This window comes from Bacillus sp. FJAT-28004 (genome assembly GCF_001280845.1).
GTDB lineage: Bacteria > Bacillota > Bacilli > Paenibacillales > Paenibacillaceae > Pristimantibacillus.
On the sequence record NZ_LGHP01000001.1, the window covers coordinates 4,112,455 to 4,131,117 of the forward strand.

At 43.8% G+C, this 18,663-nt stretch carries 12 protein-coding genes; 7 read left to right on the top strand and 5 right to left on the bottom strand.

What is annotated here, in order from left to right; genetic code table 11:
- Window positions 1-24 precede the first annotated feature (24 nt).
- On the top strand, window positions 25-1,350 hold the full coding sequence (locus AC787_RS17940; RefSeq protein WP_063847541.1) for a family 43 glycosylhydrolase: 1,326 nt from the start codon (window positions 25-27) through the stop codon (window positions 1,348-1,350).
- Between the two features lie 109 nt (window positions 1,351-1,459).
- Here the strand turns inward: AC787_RS17940 and AC787_RS17945 are convergent, their stop codons facing one another.
- Complete coding sequence (locus AC787_RS17945) at window positions 1,460-2,635, bottom strand: serine hydrolase domain-containing protein (RefSeq protein ID WP_054026031.1); 1,176 nt, start codon at window positions 2,633-2,635, stop codon at window positions 1,460-1,462.
- A gap of 249 nt (window positions 2,636-2,884) precedes the next feature.
- On the opposite strand from AC787_RS17945, the gene AC787_RS17950 reads away from it, so the two are divergent.
- On the top strand, window positions 2,885-4,669 hold the full coding sequence (locus AC787_RS17950) for a hybrid sensor histidine kinase/response regulator transcription factor (RefSeq protein ID WP_054026032.1): 1,785 nt from the start codon (window positions 2,885-2,887) through the stop codon (window positions 4,667-4,669).
- A 40-nt stretch (window positions 4,670-4,709) separates the two neighbouring features.
- Here AC787_RS17950 and AC787_RS17955 read toward each other — a convergent pair whose 3' ends face one another.
- Window positions 4,710-5,783, bottom strand: coding sequence for an LLM class flavin-dependent oxidoreductase (locus tag AC787_RS17955; RefSeq protein WP_054026033.1), 1,074 nt, complete (start codon window positions 5,781-5,783; stop codon window positions 4,710-4,712).
- A gap of 27 nt (window positions 5,784-5,810) precedes the next feature.
- On the bottom strand, window positions 5,811-6,566 hold the full coding sequence (locus AC787_RS17960; RefSeq protein WP_054026034.1) for a class I SAM-dependent methyltransferase: 756 nt from the start codon (window positions 6,564-6,566) through the stop codon (window positions 5,811-5,813).
- Between the two features lie 145 nt (window positions 6,567-6,711).
- Between AC787_RS17960 and AC787_RS17965 the strand changes: the two genes are divergently transcribed.
- The gene (locus tag AC787_RS17965; protein WP_054026035.1) at window positions 6,712-7,500 is read left to right on the top strand and encodes an arylamine N-acetyltransferase family protein; all 789 of its coding nucleotides are present in this window, start codon (window positions 6,712-6,714) and stop codon (window positions 7,498-7,500) included.
- 753 nt (window positions 7,501-8,253) lie between these two features.
- Here the strand turns inward: AC787_RS17965 and AC787_RS17970 are convergent.
- Window positions 8,254-9,489 carry a hypothetical protein gene (locus AC787_RS17970; RefSeq protein ID WP_054026036.1) on the bottom strand — a complete coding sequence of 412 codons (1,236 nt, stop codon included), beginning with the start codon at window positions 9,487-9,489 and terminating at the stop codon, window positions 8,254-8,256.
- A 249-nt stretch (window positions 9,490-9,738) separates the two neighbouring features.
- Here AC787_RS17970 and AC787_RS17975 point away from each other — a divergent pair, with 249 nt between their 5' ends.
- Together AC787_RS17975 and AC787_RS17980 are read left to right on the top strand one after the other, a co-directional pair.
- Window positions 9,739-14,820, top strand: a complete 5,082-nt coding sequence (locus AC787_RS17975; protein WP_054026037.1) for an AAA family ATPase — start codon at window positions 9,739-9,741, stop codon at window positions 14,818-14,820.
- Window positions 14,817-15,470 (top strand): response regulator, encoded by a 654-nt coding sequence (locus tag AC787_RS17980; RefSeq protein WP_054026038.1) that lies wholly within the window; start codon window positions 14,817-14,819, stop codon window positions 15,468-15,470. The genes AC787_RS17975 and AC787_RS17980 overlap by 4 nt, the downstream gene beginning before the upstream one ends.
- Before the next feature lie 137 nt (window positions 15,471-15,607).
- On the opposite strand, the gene AC787_RS17985 is transcribed toward AC787_RS17980, so the two are convergent.
- The gene (locus AC787_RS17985; RefSeq protein ID WP_054026039.1) at window positions 15,608-16,258 is read right to left on the bottom strand and encodes a hypothetical protein; all 651 of its coding nucleotides are present in this window, start codon (window positions 16,256-16,258) and stop codon (window positions 15,608-15,610) included.
- A 155-nt stretch (window positions 16,259-16,413) separates the two neighbouring features.
- On the opposite strand from AC787_RS17985, the gene AC787_RS17990 reads away from it, so the two are divergent.
- The gene (locus AC787_RS17990) at window positions 16,414-17,127 is read left to right on the top strand and encodes a response regulator transcription factor (protein ID WP_082360822.1); all 714 of its coding nucleotides are present in this window, start codon (window positions 16,414-16,416) and stop codon (window positions 17,125-17,127) included.
- Window position 17,128: 1 nt separating this feature from the next.
- Entirely contained in the window at window positions 17,129-18,484 is a 1,356-nt protein-coding gene (locus AC787_RS17995; RefSeq protein ID WP_054026041.1) for a sensor histidine kinase, read from the top strand.
- Window positions 18,485-18,663: the final 179 nt, after the last annotated feature.

Here is an 18,663-nt window from a genome sequence, read left to right on the forward strand (position 1 = left end):
CTGGGAAGCGAGGAATATAGGAACATGATACGAAATGAAGGTATTCCGGTAGAGCGTATAAAGGTAACATCAAAGAATCCCATAATTACAACGATATACACAGCTGATCCATCTGCTCATGTTTGGGAGGACGGCAAGGTTTTTATTTATGCATCTCACGATATGGATCCGGCCAGAGGCTGTGATCTGATGGACCGATATCATGTATACTCCTCTGAGGATATGGTCAACTGGATGGATGAGGGAGAAATCCTCCGCTCGGACGATGTAGCATGGGGTAGACCAGAAGGAGGTTTCATGTGGGCGCCCGACTGCGCCTATAAAAACGGAACCTACTATTTCTATTACCCGCATCCTAGCGGATCAAATTGGAATGACTCATGGAAAATCGGAGTTGCAACTAGTCAAAAACCTGCAAGCGACTTTAAGGATCAGGGTTTTATTCCGGGGCTTGGTGGATTTGCTCTCATTGATCCGTGCGTGTTAGTTGACGATGATGGGCGCGCTTATATGTATTATGGCGGGGGAAGCAGATGCGAGGGCGGCGAGCTGAACGACGATATGATGTCCATTAAAGGCGAGATGCGCGAAATGGAAGGACTGGAGGATTTTCATGAAGCGGCTTGGGTTTTTAAAAGAGCTGACCTCTACTATCTGACCTATGCCGACAATCTAGAAGGAAATAACCGCATGAGATATGCTACCAGCAAACATCCGCTTGGTCCATGGACATATAGAGGAATCTTTCTGGAGCCGACGGGCTGCTCGACTACCCACGGTTCCGTGGCAGAGTTTAAGGGGCAGTGGTATTTGTTTTATCACAACCAAGAGATTTCGGGTCAAGGCAATTTAAGAAGCATGTGCATTGATTATTTGTATTTTAATGAAGACGGAACGATTCAGACCGTCGTTCAGACCAAGGAAGGCGTTCAATCCGTAGGGGAAGCGCCTGCCCCTCATCCGAATCAGAAAACATATTCAGCCGAGACATGCAGTGTGGGCGGAGGAGCAGCTGTTGAATCAAACGAGCAAGGGGAAGTTGTCATCAATCATTTGCAGTCCGCAGGTTCTTACTGTGAGTTTCAACATATTGACGGAGAAAAGGGCGGAAGAGCGGCCATCCATATTCGCTATGCAACGGCAGAGCGTCTAGCCAAACTCAACCTGACAGTTAATAGTCATGACTACTCATTGCTCAATGCGCTGTCGACTGGCAGTCTGCTGAACTATAGCGGATGTGCTAGCATTACAGTTAAGTTGGAGCCTGGTGATGATAATATGATTAGACTTACAGGCGGCAATGGTGAAGTTAGTATTGAAAGCATTACGGTTAGCCCGTTTGTAGATTGAGAGGAATTTGCTCCATTAATAAGCAGCCCCCATGACAACAAGTGTCAGGGGGCTGCTGCTTTTAATTAGAAGGTAAAAAAACTTAACAGAAGCAATCAGGAGCTATATATTATTTAGCAGTAAACTCTTTATCAAAGATTCGATCATGGTTAGGGTCAACTTCTGGCCCTACGGCATTCGTGTTAAGAACCATAATATGCTTCCCGCCCAAAGGACCTCCTGCTAGCGTTGAATACCCATGAATACCACCACCCGCTGCCCAATAGTGCCCCCCATCTGACAACTTCTTCTTAATAATCCCTAGTCCATAACCACCAAAAGGTGAATCATGAGCAGTGAGCATTTGTTTCATCATCTCATCATCCAATAGTTCCCCACCTAATAGCGCACTCATAAATGTAGTCAAATCTTTTGCAGTTGAGACCATGTCCCCCGCTGCATTTGCCCAAGAAGGATTCATATCAGTTAAATCATATAACTTTAGCGATCTATCCAAGTTATAACCTCTAGCATGCTCCCCCGGAATAAGTGGATTACTTCCTCGTAAAGATGTTCCTGTCAGATGAAGTGGTTCGATGATCCTTGATTTGATCTGCTCTGCATAAGTTTCTCCTGTAATCTTCTCTATAATGAGACCAACTAACACCGTGTTTGTATTAGAATAGTGAAAATCCGTTCCTGGTTCAAATATCGGTTTTTTGGCCAAACCCATGTCTACAAGTTCTTGAGTTGCATAATAACGGAATGGATTTTGCGGTATAACAATGTCTCGCAAGTCATTATCCGTATAACTTGCAATTCCGCTTCTATGATTCAATAAATGACGAATCAGAATTTTATTTCCATCATATCCATTACCCTGAACGACACCTGGAAGCCATTTCTCTACAGAGTCATCTAGGCTTATCTTGTTTTCCTCAACGAGTTGTAATACAACAACAGCTACAAATGTCTTTGCGACACTTCCAACGCGGAACGAAAAGTGTGACTCCATTGGAATTGAATCTTCTAAACTGGCTTTACCTGAAGCGTAAGTCCATTTCTTCCCATTCTGCAATCCAGCTGCCACTATGCCAGGAATATACTTGCTTTTCACCGATTCATCAATATGTTGTTTAATGACATTGCGATTAGATGGTTTCGATGATTCAGCCACCTTATTCATTGTAGGTTTGGCTGATGTCTGACTCGCTTGTACAGAACCATATGTAGGCAGTGTAAGTGCCCCCACTAATAAAGCTGTTGCAGTAAGTGCCCATCCGGTTTTCTTGTTAATCAATTTCATTTCAAATCTCTCCTTTATTGGTTGTTGTCTAGCCCCCTTACTATAGTCCCCCCGATGTTAATTGAGATAGTGACGAAACCGCACCAATACTGGATGACATCGTATCCAGACCTATCACATATATGAGATGATAAATAGTCATCTAACGCATGTGACAGTGCACTTGACCACTGGGGAATAAATAGTGCATGATAAACTGGTCTTGTAAACCCTATATAAAAATATCAAACAGGTAGGTGTATTGGAGCATTGTTATCCATCATAAAAAATTGGTTCTGGTATAATTGGATGACTTTTGCGATGCGATCGATATGGCTAATCATTATCGTAATTTCTTGTGCACTCCAACAATCGCAGTTTTTTTCATCATTTTCGGTCATAGTCATCTTTGCAATATTGGTTTATTTTATTCCACTCATTGTCCAATATAAGAGAGAAAACAGTTATCTTGCTGTTGAAGTCATGTCGACCAGTTTCTTCTATTTGTACATAGCTGCTGCGGCCCCAGAGTTACTGTGGTCTTGTGCTATACTCGTGTTTATTATTGGCTTAGCAAGCAGTCGTAAAACGTATGTATGGGCAGGTATTTCAAGTGGTTTCATTCTCCCTGCTTTGAATGGTTGGATCGCTAATCAACTTCCATACGAAATTGTCGTTAGTTATAGCTTCTGTTTTACCTTCGGTTTCGCATTTAGTGTATTAATTCAAGCACAAAAGCAATCCGTGATTATCCAAGAACAGAAACAATTACTGGAGCAGCATATTAAACAGATCGAAGAGCTTACACTCATAGAGGAACGAAACCGACTATCACATGAATTGCATGACACTATTGGACATTCTTTAACTTCTCTGATTGTTGGCGTTGAGTCGCTCCGATCATTCATACACACTTCACAGCTTGAACGAATTGATACCATCGTCTCCATTGGACAACGTAGTCTAGACGATATCCGAAGGCATCTACATCAGCTTTCAGATACCCCATTCAATCATTCTCTCAGTGAATCGCTACTGCAATTAACGCAAGAATTCACGAAATCAACAGGTATAATCGTTAACTTCCGAGTGATCGGTAATGAGATGCCTATTTTACGGGAAATGAATCATTGTATATATCGTTGCCTACAGGAGTCACTAACTAATGCAGTTCGTCACGGACATGCGAACACCATATTTGTTAATCTGCACATTGATAATCAACAGCTTCGGTTACAAGTAGAAGACAACGGTATCGGAATGGATTCAGACCTGTATGGATTTGGTCTCAATGGCATGAAGGAACGATTGGCAATATTACGCGGTACGTTGTCTGTTCATTCTCAGAACAAACAAGGTACGATTGTTATATGTACGATTCCATTGCAAGCAGAGCTTGTAGAGGCATCCATCCGTCTGTTGATTGTTGATGATCAGGCTATAATTGCAGATAGTTTAAAGCATATTTTTGCACAGCATGTTAACGTTACTGTTGTTGGCACGGCTAGTGATGGATATGAAGCATTACAACATTGTGAACGATCCAAACCCGATATCGTACTAATGGATGTTCGTATGCATCGAATGGACGGACTTCAAACCTTGATAGAAATGAAGAGACAATGGCCTGACATGAAGGTTGTTCTCATGACAACATTTGAGGACCCCATGCAGGCAGCACGCGCGCTGGAACAGGGCGCAGATGGATACTTGTTAAAGTCCATACATCCGAGAGAGATTATTGAAATCATAAAGCTCATTTATAACGGAGGAACATGGATCGATCAGTCGATAGCTGCCAGAGTATTTGAAGAGATGAAACGCCAACGTGAGGCATTAGAGAAGATCGGCCCCAATGATCCGTACGGGCTTACAAAACGAGATAAGCAGTTATTAGAGGAACTTGCAAATGGAATGCGCTACAAGGCAATTGCATCGAAGCTATTTTTAACGGAGGGTACGGTGCGCAATTATTGTTCAACGCTATATTCGAAGCTTGATGTAAAAAATCGTGAAGATGCAGTGGAACTTGCACGATTAAAGGGAATAATCTAAAAGAAAAGCTCCTCAAGGTTGAGGAGCTCAGCCACTTTGCTTATTGCTTTCCTTCGCTTCGTGCAAGCTCCTTGCGTACGATTGGCGCTACCTTGGTGCCGAGCAGCTCAATGGCCCGCATTACTTCACGGTGCGGCATCGTGCCGACATTCACATGGAGGAAGAAACGAGTAACCCCTAAATTTTTGCGCAGCAAAATAATCTTTTCCGCAACGTATTCAGGATCACCTACATAAAGAGCGCCTTGAAGGCTGCGGGCGGAATCATAGGTTGCGCGGCTGTATTGCTGTCCCCAGCCCCGCTCACGTCCAATGACATTCATTTGGGCCGCAGTTGGAGGGAAAAACAAATCGGCTGCCTGCTCGGTTGTTTCTCCCACAAAACCATGTGAATGCGTCGCAATCTGCAGCTTGTTGGGATCGTGTCCAGCCTTTGCAGCCGCCTCTTTATAAAGGGCGACCAGCGGAGCAAAACTCTCAGGCATCCCGCCGATAATAGCGAAGGCGATGGGAAGGCCTAGCATGCCTGCCCGAATAGCTGATTGTGCGTTTCCGCCGCTTGCGATCCAAACCGGAAGCGGGTTCTGGACTGGACGAGGATATACAGGAAGATTATGAATAGCAGGACGATGACCACCGCGCCAATTAACCTTCTCCGAGGATCTGATTGCTAGGAGCAGCTCCAGCTTCTCTTCGAACAATTCATCATAATCCTCTAGGCTATACCCAAATAGCGGAAAGGACTCAATAAACGATCCCCGGCCAGCCATAATTTCGGCTCTGCCGTTAGAGATTCCGTCGAGGGTGGAGAACGCTTGAAATACACGAACCGGATCATCTGAGGACAGCACGGTAACCGCACTCGTGAGTCTAATGTTTTTGGTCATAGCAGCCGCTGCTGCTAATACAACCGCGGGCGTGGTACCTGCGTAATCGGCACGATGATGCTCCCCGATACCGTAAACATCTAGTCCGACTTGATCTGCGAGCACGATCTCTTCAACCGCGTTGCGCAGTCGTTCGGCATGGCTGATGACCGCTCCTGTCACCGGGTCCGGTGTCGTTTCCAAAAAGGTACTAATTCCTATTTCCATGTTAGCTGCCAAATCGGCCATAAGTATACGTCTCCTTTATTATCCGAATTAAACATTACCCATATAACTGCGTGTTAAATTCGGCATAATTAGCACATCGTTTTTGCTATATTTAGCATACAGCTCGGAAAGAGAATGAATAAACGCCGTATAATGCTCGTCGGTTTGTTTCAGAGCATAGGAGGCTGATAAATTACGTCCAATAAAATGGTTTAAATCAAACTCTAAATGGTACTCAAATACTTTGTATTCATATTCACCATTTCGGAAAAACTGCTGATACATTTCTGGCGTTTCCTCGATACCACCACTGAATCCTTTAAATGAAGGGCAATACTTCCTGCATATTGCTGCATTTTCAATCACTAGCTCACTTGAAGAATCTCTACTATTCCACACTAATGCAACGTTAGCATCCTGTTTCAATATTCTTTGGCACTCTAATTGGAACTGCTCTTTGTCAAACCAATGAAAGGCCTGGGCAACAGTAATTAAATCAATACTTTTGTCTGGGAGCTGTGTATGCTCAGCAGCAGCATTTAATGAAGTAAACTTAGAATAATGATTTAATTCTTTTTCAGCAGTTGTTCTCATATCATCATTAGGCTCGATTGCCATTACTTTTAAATCCGTATCCAGAAGCTGCTTGGTTAGTATTCCGGTGCCGGAACCAATATCTGCTACAGTATGATTGGATGATAACTTATTGCTCTGAATAAGATAGTTGATATATGCCATTGGATAATTCGAACGATATTCAGAATAAATCGCAGCCTTGCCCGTAAAGTTATCTTTTGTCCCCAAAATAATAGCCTCCCTTAAATGGTTTATCTTAAACACAATATTCTGACAGATTTTCTTTCATTGTAACGCTTGTCTTGCTATTAGTCGATGAAGGAAGATATGATGAAATGAATAACAAGTCTATGAGTAGCGAGGGGTAGGTAAAATGATAGTCGACCGTAAACAATTGAAGCCTGAAGTAGTGGCGTACCTTGAACGGATTAGTTACAACGGCCCAATCGACAATAGTGTGGCAACGCTCACGGCACTCCAAAACTGCCATGTACATACTATACCCTACGAAAACTTAGATATTATAAATCGGGTACCGCTTTCTTTGGAAATTCCCTACTTATTCGATAAAATGGTTACAAGGCGTCGCGGGGGCTACTGTTTCGAGTTGAATGCTCTATTTGGTTGGTTGTTAACGGAGCTCGGCTTTACCGTAACGAATTATTTTGCTCGGTTCTGGCGTGATGAAACCCAGACACCACCTAAACGCAGGCATCATATTTTACAGGTACAAGCTGAAGGGAAGCCGTATCTATGTGATGTAGGAGTAGGCGGTATTGCACCCCAAAGCCCGATCCTTTTGTCTGAAAATATCGTTCACGAGCAAATGGATGAAGCTTATCAGCTAGAGCGGGATTCCTTTTTTGGTTGGGTGCTGCTAGAGAGGAAGAAGGGGGAATGGAGCCGTCTCTATACCTTTACGGAGGAACCGCAGTTGCCTCAAGATTTCATTATGACGTCCTACTGGTGTGAGAATGCACAAGGTTCGATATTTGTTAGCACGCCGATGGCAGCCATTCGGACAGATAAGGGAAGAAATACGATAGCAGGCGAAGAGTTTCGTATATTTACGGCAGAGGGCGTTCAGGCATTTACACCCAATACGCAAGCGGAATATGCGGAAGCATTACGTAAATATTTTGGAATTGTAATACACGTATAACCTACTAAGTGAACGAAAAGTTATCTTTATGTCTATCATACAAATCCTCAACCACTAAGGTTGTGGATTTTTTTTATGCACGTTTTTACCAGAATGTTGTCATATGACAAAAATATGACAACTCTCACTATGTTGAAGGAAGAAATTGGATTATAATATTTATAGGTAATTAGAATCATGAAAAGGCAGAGATGCTCGAGATAAATAGATAATATGAATTATTTTTGAGGTGAAAACAATGGCTGAGTATATCATGTTTCGAGAGATTTGGACGCCTTTTCGGTTGCTAGGCATCCGACTATTCAAAGATGAAAATATGCATTATTGGTATAAAATCGGGGGCAATCATAGAAAACGAATTTTCAAGTGACTTGAACAAACAGACCCTCCATTGGATGGTCTGTTTTTTTAGTACGCCCAGCATGGGCGCTATCTCTAGGGTTCAAGTCCCGAATGGTATAGAAGCCATAGTACGCAAAGCTGTTGCAACAGCCTGCGGAAGGGCTGAACATGAAATAGGCATTTGTACATCAAGGCGTTCAGGATGAGTGGTGAAAGCAGAAAATCCGAAAGGACCTGACTGAAAGAAGGAAACGGTGAATTCCGTGGGGGGGAGGAACGTATCCTCAGACAGATGCGTGAAGAGTGCCGCTATATCAACATGGGGCTATGATTGCCTTTAGAAATAAAAAACCAGCCGATCCCAAGAGAGACCGACTGGTTGAGGTTATTCAAATTGCAATGAAACAACTATTATTTAGACGCTGCTGCATTGTCATCTGAAGTTACAATAACAATTTCAGCATTCGTGATGCCTGGCAATGAATCGGTCATGATTGAGGAATGGTAAGCGACAATTTTCGTGCCGGCTTTCAATTCATTCCCTCCGCCAATCTGTGGGATCACTTTGGTATCTTCCGAGATGTTCAGGATCACATCGTTGTTAACGGATTTATCAGAAGCAACATCGACATACACTTGGCCCTCTGATGTACGATCCGATGCAACGATAGTACCTTCAACTTTATTGGTTTCCGTTGCTTTAACGACGATTTTCTCCGCATGCGTTTGAGCCGGGTAGATCTTCGTCATCATTGCACCGTAATAGGCGTCAACACGAATATCAGCTTTCAATGCATCCAGCTTTAATGGGTTACCGTCTTGGTTGACGATTTGAGTGTTCTCATCCACAGTTAGAATGACATAATCCACTCCGCCTTTTTCCATCGGGTTCCCGATCACGGTGATTTTGTTCTCTTCTACATTGGTAATAATACCGTCTGTGCCAGGAGCATCTTCTTTAACCGTCTCTTCAGAATTCGTGTCCACCAAGACATAATTCGTTGTCGCTTGAGGCGGAAGGCTCATGGTAACAGCAGGACCGTAGAAAGCTTTGACGCTCATACCTTGTTTGATCGCACTTGCTTCGATGGCTTTGCCATCTTGGTCTAAGATCTGAGCTTTGTTAGCAAAGCTCAATACGATCGTTTCCTCGTTTGCATTGTAGATGTCCGTACCTTTTACAACGATACTGTCTTCTCTCACTTCGGAGACCGTACCATTAATCCCGGTAAAGCTCTGATCTCTAACAACTAGTGTCATTGCAGTTCCGCGGGCAGGAAGGCTCTTCGTAATGTTTGGATTGTAGAATGCTTTAACCACCTTTTTCTCATCGATAATGGTTTTTAACAGCACCTTGTTCCCTTTGGCATCAATTATTTTAGTATCCTTGGTGATGGCCAAAATAATTTCACTTTGATCTGTCGCAGCAATTCCACGACCAGTTACGGTAATGAATGTACCTGTTTTATCATTCACGAAATCTGTAATTTGACCCATTGTACCAGGGACAAGCTTCACGTCATTGAGAACGGATCCTTGTCCGTTGTGAATCGGTAATGGTGGAATATTCTGCGCACTTGCTGCGATTGGTACAGCTGTCATCGCTAGAAGAACTGTTGTTGCTAACACTTTGTGCATCTTTCTCATTTTGTCATTCCTCCTATATTATTTATGATGTTCTTTAGTTTCTCGTACTTGCCTACATTGTCTTAGACGGTAATTTGCTCAGAATGTTACATGAATTTTCATTTACAGGGTTATTCAATGACGCGGTATTCATGAAACAAGCCCCAATGATATAATAATCTTAATTAACTTTTGGGCTTCCTTTAATTGATTACCTATATTTATATAATGAATTCTTTCCATATCTATGCAACTGGGGAGTGCGGCTTCATGATTGAGATATCAGGTTATCAAATGATCGATGAAATAGGTAGTTACGATGATATAAAGCTATATAGAATGATTCGACAAGTGGATAACTTACAGGTTATCGCTAAGACGACATGCGACGTATATCCTGGACCGAACGTGGTTGCTGCGTTTCAGCACGAGTATGATTTGCTTATGAAACTCGGCGGACGAGGAACGTTAGAAGCATACGGTCTGATAATTTTAGCGGATAGACCTGTTCTGTTTTTACAGGATATCGGTGGAAGTACACTTGATCAGGTATTGCGCACGCGCGATAAACCTTTTATGCACGCGACACTACTGGGTATTGCAGCAGCTGCTGCTGATAGTCTGATGCAAATACATCGTGAGAAAATAATACTTAATGAAATTAGCCCCTTTCATCTCATCGCTAATCCCGATACATATGAAGTGAAATTTATCGATATTCGAATGTGTTCAACCGATTTGAACAAGAGCCTGCTGCCGTTAACAACAGGTAGACCGGACTTTATTCTGCCTTATATCTCTCCGGAACAGACGGGCAGAACGGGAATGACACCCGATTACCGCTCTGATTTTTATTCGCTCGGCGTCACCTTATACGAATGGATGTCGGGGAGCTTGCCTTTTGAGTCTCAGGATGTATGGGACGTCATTTATCGACATCTTGCCAGCACGCCTGAGCCTCTACATAAGCGATATCCCTCTATACCCGAGATGGTCTCCGCTATAGTGAGCAAATGCATGGAGAAGATGCCTGATGCGAGGTATGCTAGTGCATTCGGGATTAAGTCGGATTTGGAGGAGTGTCTGAAACGATTTCAGGCTACGGGAGAAGTAGGAGTCTTTGCGCTGGCAAGCAGTGATATTCCTGATCGCTGGAGGATTCCAAGCCATTATTACGGCAGGATTTCGGAGCAGCAGAGCTTGCAAGAAGCGCTGCAGCGAGCGTCGTATAGCGCTGCGGAGGTCATCTGGGTTAGTGGCAACGAGGGAATAGGGAAAACGTCCTTCGTGAATGAAACGCTAAGGAAATCGATGCCGCTCGAAGTTTATTTTGTTACGGGCAAATTTAATCCACAACAAGCTGCACGGCCATACGATGTATGGATTCAAGCCATTGATGAACTGGTTAGTCTTATGCTCATGGAGAGCAAGCTGCAGGCGGAGGTTTGGAAGCTGCGTATTGTAGACGCGTTGAATGGTTATGGACAGCTGTTGATTGAATTGGTTCCAAAGCTGGAGCTGCTGATTGGTGAGCAGCCATCCATACAGCCATTGCCGCCAGTGGAAGCACAGCGCCGTTTTCACCTTATTCTGAGCCGCTTTATTAAGCTGTTTCTTCAAAGGGATTGCCCTTTGGTTTTGTTTTTTGATGATCTTCAATATGCGGATGAAGAGTCGCTTCAATATCTGGCCTATCTTCTAGAGGATAGGGATACGAATCATCTGCTCGTCATCTTGGCTTATCGGGACGGAGAGATTACCCCGCTGCATCCGCTGAGCCGTTTGGAGAAACATCTTGAAGAGCAAAACACAAGGAGCAATCGTATCCATTTAAAGGCTCTTGAGGCCATTGATTTGAGTAGCCTTCTAAGCGACACCATGGGTTACGAGGCTGCTGAAACCAATGAGCTGGCATACTTATTGCTGCATAAGACAGAAGGCAATCCTTTTTTTCTCAAGCAATTCCTTCAGGATCTGGTTGATGATAAACAAGTGATTTTCGATGAATCGAGCAGGCGCTGGCAATGGAGTTTGCAGCATATTGCGGAGAGGAACGTTCCCAATAATTCAGCTGATTATATATCGGACAAAATGAAGCTTTTCTCGGATCAAACGGTTTACGTGCTTGGTAGGGCAGCTGTTCTGGGCACAAGCTTCGATGTAGATACGCTCGTCGCCATTACGAATCTTCCCCTTCAGGAGCTGGAAGAAGTGCTGGGAAATGCTGAGCGTGAACAATTATTACAGCCTGTTAAGTTCGGGAATGGTAATACACATCAATTTCAGCATGACCGCATCCAGCAGGCTGCCTATCATCTTGTTTCTGAGGATGAACTTCCGAAGCTGCATTGGAGTATTGGTTCACTGCTTGCGGACCGTATGAAACTCGGCGAAGATACGAATATTTTCGAAGTAGTCAATCATTTCAATCAGGCGCGGAATCAGATAGAACGTCCGGAACAGAAACTGGAATTGGCCGAGCTGAACTTACAGGCGGCCTTAAAGGCCAAACAATCGACCGCGTATGAGACATCATTAGGTTATTTGCGTCATGCTACGGCCCTAATCGAAGAAGATAGTTGGAAGCATAGCTACTCATTAGCCTTCCGATCCTTCCGAGAACGGGCAGAGGCGGAATATTTATGCGGTCATTTTGCGAAAGCGAATGATTTATTTAACCTGTTGATCAGCAGAGCGGAGACAAATTTAGATAAAGCACTTGTTTGCACGATGAAGATTCAATTGGAGGCAACGAATGATAATTATGGCGAGGTCATTTCTTTAGGCCATCAAACGTTGGAATTATTGAACATCCGTCATCATTTTGAACCAAGCACATTTGAACTGACTTTACAGTGGTTAAAGCTCAGTCGAAAATTAAAGAAGCATCCGATTGAATCTCTACAGCAACTGCCGCTTATGACAGATGAAGTACGGAAAGCGGCTATGACCGCAATGGTCTATACGAGCAATGCCAGCTTTTTTGTCAATAAGAAAGGCTGGCTCGCTACTACGTTTACAATGATCGAAATGACTCTTGATTACGGCATGACTCCGGAGTCTTCAATAGGTTTTGTAGGTTATGCCATGTTCCTGAATTTTCATTTTCGTCATTATAAAGAGGCATTTGAGTGGGGTATGCTTGCATGCGAATTATCGAAGCCGTACCCAATACTGCATGTTAAGACACTTACTTCATTCACATTGTGTAACGATAGCTGGCGCCAATTTGATCCGATGATGCTGAAGACTTTTACCGAGCATGCTGGGAAAGTAGGTCTGGAATCGGGAGATCTGTGGCACAGCAATCAAAGTGTATTAATCAATTGTGCAATTCTTCTGCAATATGGTCATCCGCTTGGGGATATTTATAATCGATTAATTGCTCATTCAGGGGATTTTTTACGGCACAATAATAGTCTTCATTGGAAGCAAGCCGTTGTGCTGGTTGATCTCCTCGTCCGTTTAACAGGTTATCGCGCACCGAATGACCCATTTGAGGAAACGGATATTTATAGCGAGGATTTTGCCGGATCGGTACATGGAGATCAGTTTAATACGATTCAAGAACTTGTTTGCACTCTTCAGTATCTACCTGGCTATATTTTCGGTCAGTATCAAGAAGCAAATGAGGCTTTGAAGAGAGCTGCTGCGATCATTAATGCACGTCAAGATAAATATGAGAGCACCGTTCAATATTTGTATGAATCGTTAGTTTTGGCACAGCTTTATGAGGATGCTTCCATACAGGAACAAAAAGTATTTTTGACTACGATAAGGAAGCACCTGAAAAGAATGAAAGTGCTCGCTGCGCGTTGCCCAGAAAATTATAAACATAAATATTTGCTCATTAAAGCTGAAGTGGCACGGATTACACGAAAAAACCGCCAAGCAGAGGAGTTATTCGAACAGTCGATTGAGGCAGCGCGTGCGTACGGATATATACACGATGTTGGAATAGCTGCGGAATGCCTTGCTAAATTTGCGCTTCGTCATGGTAAACAGCAGCTTGCGAAAATCTATATGACGGAAGCGTATGAAGCTTATCTCGAGTGGGGGGCGACGGCGAAGGCGGCTGTCCTGGAACAAAAATATGGACATCTCCTCCACATCAGGCGAGAGTCGGGCCTCGAGAGTGTTGATTATCTCTCTGCAGTCATGTCCGCACAAGCTTTATCGGGCGAAATGGAGATGAATCGGTTGCTCGACACACTGATGCGCATCATGCTTCATAATGCGGGAGCGGAATACGGTGTACTTATTTTTGGTCATGAAGACAATTGGGTTGTTGAGGCTTATGGAACGGCGGATGAGCAACACATCGAAACCGTTCCCTTAGAAGCAGAATCGGAGATCGCTTCAGCGGCTATTATTGGATATGCAGCAAGGACGAAAGAGGAAGTCGTGCTGCATGATGCAGCCCATGAAGGGATGTTCGTACGAAATCCGTATGTCAAAAATAATGGGTTGAAGTCGGTGCTTTGTCTCCCTATCATGCATCAGAACAAGTTGATTTGTTTGCTCTATATGGAGAACAGGTTATCGACCAGCGTATTTACGCCTCAGCGGCTGGATGTGCTCAAGCTGCTTGGCTCCCAATGCGCTATTTCTATAGAAAACGCCAAGCTTTATTCGGGGATTCAGTATCTTAAAAATAATCTAGAGGCTCAAGTCGTAGAGAGAACTCGCAGTCTTGAGCGATCCATGCGCGAGACATCCGCTGCTCTGGCCGAAGCTTCTGTTTATGAGGAACGGAACCGTATCGCCCATGATATTCATGATATTGTCGGGCATTCGCTTACATCGACAATCCTTCAGATTGAAGCTGGAAAACGGCTGCTGCTTAAGGATATGGAGGGCGGCATGCAGCGGTTGAAAGAAGCACAGGATCTGGCAAGGCATAGCCTGAATGAAATCCGCGGATCCGTCCATATGTTGAAGGAGGACAAGTTCGCCGATCTCGGACAAATGCTGAATCAGCTCATTCGAGATACAGAGCGCAATATGGAAGTCGACGTTCATTCAGCTATTCATCAATTGCCTAAGCTGTCGACAGCTCATAAGAAGGCGATCTATCATGCGCTCCAAGAAGGCTTAACTAATGGCATCCGACATGGCGGGAGCAAGGAGTTCCGCTTTAGTCTGCAATCAGTCGGAACCTATTTGCAGTTCAGGCTCGAGGATTGCGGAACCGGTGCCCCTGAGATCACGTTAGGATTTGGATTAAAAGCGATGAAAGAGCGAGTTGAACAACTGGGCGGCAGTCTTTCTGTTGAATCATGGCCAAATCAAGGATGTCTGTTAAAAATCGATTTACCATATAAGGTGCGATTGAATGGAGATAGGGAATGAAAAAGATAACGATTGTAATTGCCGATGATCAAATGCTGACACGGGAAGGGCTCCGAACCATATTGGATTTGGAAGATGATTTCGAAATTATTGGCGTAGCTAAGAATGGGGAAGAGGCTTGTGTGATGGCAGAAACGCTTCACCCCGATCTTATGCTGCTGGACATTCAAATGCCGATTATGGATGGAATCACCGCTTTAAAACGAATCAAGCAGAGCTCGCCCAACATTTTCATTTTGTTTTTAACGACCTTCATAGACGCGGATTATATTGTAGAAGGGATGGCGCATGGGGCAAGCGGATATATGCTGAAAGACATGGACATCGATAAAATGATCACCGCGATTCGTGATACGATGACTGGTCAGTATATTCTGCCGGCCGCAGTTGCAGCCAAACTGGCAGAGAGGATGAATAGGTTCACGGTAGATCATGAACAATGGCAAAAATCGAGTCTGGATAACATCCAGCTGACAGATCGTGAGAAAAAGTTGGCACAGCTCATTATTCGTGGACTGAACAACCGCGAAATTGCCGATGCACTGTTCATAGCTGAAGGTACAGCACGCAACTACATCAGCAACCTCTATGGAAAACTAGAAGTCGTCGATCGCGCGCAGGCGATTATTCGTCTACAAGGTTTGATTTAAGTTTGCATTTTATTAAGTCATACTGAAATGGTTAGCAAAATACAAAAAGGAAACAAACTCACTTCCTTGTGGAGGTGAGTTTGTTTCCTTTTTTATTCGTTCATGCGCAGCTGTACACGGGAGAGATGTTTAATCGATTATTTTTCTGCTTTCCATTCAGCGATTTGCTGTTTGTACTGTTCCAGCAGCTTGCCGAGTGATTCCTTAATAGCATCGGAATCTTCAGATTGAACCGCTTGCGCCAGTTTGATCTCCGCTCTAATAAATGCCATATCAGAGCTGTCAGCCTCGCTAACAACCGCTTGTGCCATTTGAATTTTCGTTCCATCCTGTTCATCAAGCTTAACAACAGCATCGGGCACTACCTCTAGTTTTGTGGAGGTTTTAGCAGCTTTTGAAACTAATGTAGCGCTGATTTCCCCTTTAGATATAGAAATGGTCTCTTTACCAGATGCAACAGCTGGCGTCGCTTCGATTGTAGATGAGACGATACTCAGGGTTTTGCCGATCGTTTTCTCATATTGGTCCAATGTTTCTTGCCAGTCAGCGAGCGTGTCAGGCGCATACTTTTTTGCTAAGTCGAGCGGATTAGTAAAGCTGTTGACTACAGCTACGCCAGTAATGGCGTCTGTGGAAGAGGTATTACTTGATATTACTTTTTGCAACATTGGGATTTGTTCCGGGTTTGGTGATTTGGTAGCCGCATTCGAGATGGCAGGACCGGCAACGGCGGACATTAATAAAGCAGAAGAAAGGACAACTCTTGAGATAATCAATTTGTGGTTCATGGTTTCACGCTCCTAATGGGTTTGTCTTACCTGCTTTACTCTACAGCACGGCTGTGGCAGAACATTGGTGTATTTGTGGAAAAACGATGGCACGGCCCCATTGCGATTGTCAGCTTGGTATACTTATAGAAGAAATGTTCAGGGGGTTAGTGAAGGTGAACAGCAATTATCGCATCGCCGTTGTGGACGATGACCATCATATACGTAATCTAGTCGAGATTTATTTGCAGAAGGAAAGTTACCAGACGGTTGGATTGGAAAATGCAGAGGACGCATGGGAGCTATGGCAAACCAATCCTCCCGATCTCTGGGTGCTCGATATTATGCTGCCAGGTATGGACGGCTATGAGTTATGCAGGCGAATTCGCAATGAAGCAGAAGTGCCGATTATTATGATTTCAGCCAAAGATACAGAAGTGGATAAAATATTAGGTTTGGAGCTCGGAAGCGACGACTATTTAGTTAAGCCATTTAGTCCTCGCGAACTGGTGGCACGTATAAAGCGGCAGCTCCAACGATGGTACAAATATAACCATGATGAAAGCATCACGAATGCTGCAACGCCATTATCGCGGCTCGAGATGGGTGAGCTTCAATTGATGTTGGAGGAAAGACGCGTGTTTTGGCAAGGTGAGGAAGTGGACATGACGAGCAAGGAATTTACAATGCTTAAAGTATTTATTGAGCAGCCGAACCGTGCTTTTGCTAGGGCTGATCTCCTGACACTCGTCTGGGGCGACGATTATTTCGGCAGCGATCGTGCTGTCGATCATCTCATTAAACGAATACGCAAAAAAATAGAGCATTTGCCGATAGAGTCGGTATGGGGACATGGCTATCGAATGAGAACGGATCGGGGTGGGTGCTGATATGAAGTTAGTTCATCAAATTAATCTCGCATTTGGCATAGCGCTTATACTTGTTTTATCTATAACGGCGGTCTTGATTCACTTTGTTTTATTGGATCATTTTATGGTTGCGCAGAAGGAAGAATTGAAGATGGCAAGTGCTTCGCTATCAGCTACTATGATGAAAAGTGAATCTTTTGGACAAGCAACTATCGATAAACGAACTACTCTTTCTGCAAGTACGTCGCAGGTTAACTCGTCTATTGAAGCCGTCGTTACGGATGCTCAAGGCAACATTGTGGAAGATGTATTACCCATGCAGTCGGTGCAAATAGGAACAACGTCAAGTACAAAAACATCTGCCATTTCGAGCGTGGGAAAGGTACTAGATGGATCGGATAAAGGGTTCCTTGTAGAAGTTAATGCAATTCCGCAGGGTACTTTGACGCTATTTACGCCAGTCAGCAAAATCAAAGAAATTGAGCAGGCGCTGCTCAAACGATTGCTTCTCGTATTCGGTGTGGGCGGCGTGCTTATGCTGGTGCTCAGCCACTTCATAACGAGAAAACTAATCAAGCCGCTAATGAAATTGAAAGATGAATTAACAAAGGTGAAGAGCCGTCAGTTTTCAAAGGTTAAGCGAGTGAAGGCAGGAGGGGAGATTGGTTCTGTTGCGCAGGTCGTTTTTGAAATGGCTGACGAGCTCAATCGATTTAATCGTGCGCAGAAGCAATTTTTCCAAAATGCGTCTCATGAGCTGAAATCGCCTTTAATGTCCATTGCGGGATACACTGAAGGCATTAGAGACGGGGTTTTTGAAGGCGAAAATGTTCGCAAAGGTTTGGATATTATTTTGAGTGAAAGCGACAGATTGAAAAATCTTGTTACGGAAATGACGCTATTAGCAAAGCTGGACAGCGAGGAGGATATTTATAAGCCCTCATTGGTTTGTTTAAAGGATTTGCTCGCCGAGACGATTGAACGTGTCAATCCCATGCTTGTCAAAAAAGGAATTACGCTTCATCCAAGCTATGATGATCATGAACAGCTGATGGTTCAGGCAGACCAAGATAAGTTATTACAAGCACTGCTTAACGTTGTAACTAACGCGATTAGACATGCGGATAAACATATTTATATTAACGCTGCGATCAAGAAAGGTCGCATTGAAATATCGGTGTCCGATGATGGCGGCGGCATATCAGATGAGCTGCTTCCTTATTTATTTCATCGTTTTGTGAAAGGCAAGGATGGGGAGTCTGGATTGGGACTAGCCATAGCACGAGCGATTGTTGAACGGTGCGGCGGCCTCATTACAGCTGATAATCACAAGGGCGGCGGAGCCATATTTTCACTTGGATTTCCGATCGCCACGTGATTATATAAAAAGGTACGGATATAAGAAGCTTTCAACTCCACTGCTTGAGTGGGATTGAGGGCTTCTTTTTGTATACATGAAGCACACTGGGTATCTTTTAGTCGTTTTTTGTCGATCCTTGGAATGACTATTTTAAATCAATAAATGGATCAAGATAGGATGATTCCTTGTGTTTTCGA